At 46.7% G+C, this 2249-nt stretch carries 1 protein-coding gene; it reads left to right on the top strand.

Annotated features, from left to right (window positions below; translation table 11 throughout):
- A partial coding sequence (locus F6K49_RS42585) for a PAS domain S-box protein (RefSeq protein ID WP_293107469.1) occupies positions 1-2124 on the top strand: 2124 nt, incomplete at its 5' end.
- Between the last annotated feature and the right edge of the window lie 125 nt (positions 2125-2249).

Below are 2249 nucleotides of genomic sequence, written 5' to 3'. Positions count from 1 at the left end.
GTATTGGGTACAACTGTAGGGATTTTGCACCGACCGGAAGAGGCGACGGTTCTAACCGATCAGATTATCCAGGAGATGACCAGGTCCCGACGTTGGTCTGGGGAGATTCACTTTATTCGCAAAGATGGCAGGTGTGGGGTGTGTGAAACGGTGGTAGTACCTCTTTATGATCAGCAAGACAATATGGTGGCCACCATTGGTCTTAACCATGATATAACCGAGCGGGAGCAAAATCAGCAGGAATTGTATCAAAGCGAGGCTCGCTATCGCGCTATTGTCGAAGATCAAACCGAACTCATCTGTCGTTTCCGTCCTGATGGAACTCTTACCTTTGTCAATGGTGCCTACTGTCGCTATTTCAGCAAGTCAGAGGAAGAGTTGATTGGGCAACGGTTTTTGCCATTGATTCCCAATGAGGATATCAAAAGGCTAGAAGAGTGTATTACTTCTCTAAGCCCTGAGAATCCGGTAGAAACGGTTGAACACCGGGTGATTATGCCCACAGGAGAGATGCGCTGGCAGCAGTGGAGCGATCGTGCCATCTTTAACGAGCAGGGTCAATTAATTGAGCTCCAGGCAGTAGGACGGGACATCACTGAACACAAGCACGCAGACGAGCAACTTTTGCAAAAGTCTCAGGCTCTGGAAACCTTTAGTAACAACCTCAAACACTTACATCGGCTGAATACCACAAATTACCAAAACTTTGAGCTGCTGTATGCTGACTATCTGGAGACGGGATGTAAAATTTTAGGGATGCCCACTGGCATTATAAGTCAAGTACACCTTAATTCCTACACCATCCTGTCGGTCAGGTCTGATCTAGAAGGGTTAGTGGCTGGCTCAGAGTTTGAATTAAAAAATACCTATTGTGCTGTTGTCGTTCACGAAAAAAAGACCATTGCCTATACTCATGTAGGTGACATGGCGCTGATGCACGCTCATCCAGTCTACCAAACTCTAAAACTTGAGTCCTATATCGGGACTCCTATATTTGTCTATGGTGAAGTCTACGGCTCCCTAAATTTTTCCTCAACCCAGGTAAGAGAAACGGATTTCCAGCCTCACGAACGGGAAATTGTAGAATTAATGGCTCAAAGTCTTGGTCGATTGATTGCAGCTCATCAAGCAGAAATAGAGCGCCAACAGGCAGAAGCTGCACTGCTCGAGAGTGAATCGACCCTGCGTAGTTTCTTCAACAGTTCCGCACTATTGATGGGGGTCGTGGAACTTCTGGATGATGACATCCTGCATATTTCTGATAATAAGAGTACGGCGGATTTTTTCGGGACTACACCCGAGGCCATGCAGAATCGGTTAGCCAGTGACCTGGGGGCACCCAAAACTCATATCCGTCGGTGGATTACCCATTACCGAGAAAGCCAACAAAGCAATCAGCCCATTTCCTTCGAGTATGATCACACCACTGAAACCGATACCCGGTGGTTATGCGCTACTGTATGCCCAATTCCCGACACAACCGCTCCTCACCCCCGATTTTCCTATGTGGTGGATGACATTACTGACCGTAAGTTAGCAGAGCAAGAACTCCAGCGCCAAAATCAGCGATCGCAATTGTTTTCAGAAATTACCCTGAAAATCCGCCAGTCTCTACAACTGGAGCAGATTTTGCAAACGGCGGTTACAGAAGTGCAACAATTTCTCAAGGCTGACCGAGTTGTACTCTTCCAACTGAGTTTTGATGGCTGGGGGAAAGTGCTTCAAGAAGCAGTAGTACCTGGTTGGCCAATCATGCTCGGACAAAGCATCGAAGATCCTTGCTTTCATGAAGAGTACCTGGATCAGTATCGTCAGGGAAGGGTTAGCAACATCTGTGACTTAGAAAACTCTGATATCGAAGCTTGCCATGTAGAAATGCTGCAACAGTTTGGGGTAAAAGCTAACCTAGTGGTACCAATTCAGCAACAAGACAAACTTTGGGGTTTGTTGATTGCCCATCAGTGTTCGAATCCACGACCATGGACTAACTTTGAAAGTGAATTGTTGCAACAACTGGCCGACCAAATTGGTATTGCCTTAGCCCAAGCCCAGCTTTTAGAAACAGAAACCCGTCAGCGTCAGGAACTTGCCCGTTCTAATGCTGAACTACAAGAGTTTGCCTAGTATTTAATTTGGCTATCTCTAAACTCCCCGGTGAATCGGCGGCGTTGCCAAGTCGCATAATCAACATACTGAATGGGCAGAGGGGGTAATGATGGCGATGTTTGAGTTAAACCAGCCGTATAAAG

Source organism: Moorena sp. SIO3I6 (genome assembly GCF_010672095.1).
The sequence above is the reverse complement of the archived record's forward strand: the minus strand, read 5'-3'. Positions and strand labels throughout refer to the sequence as shown.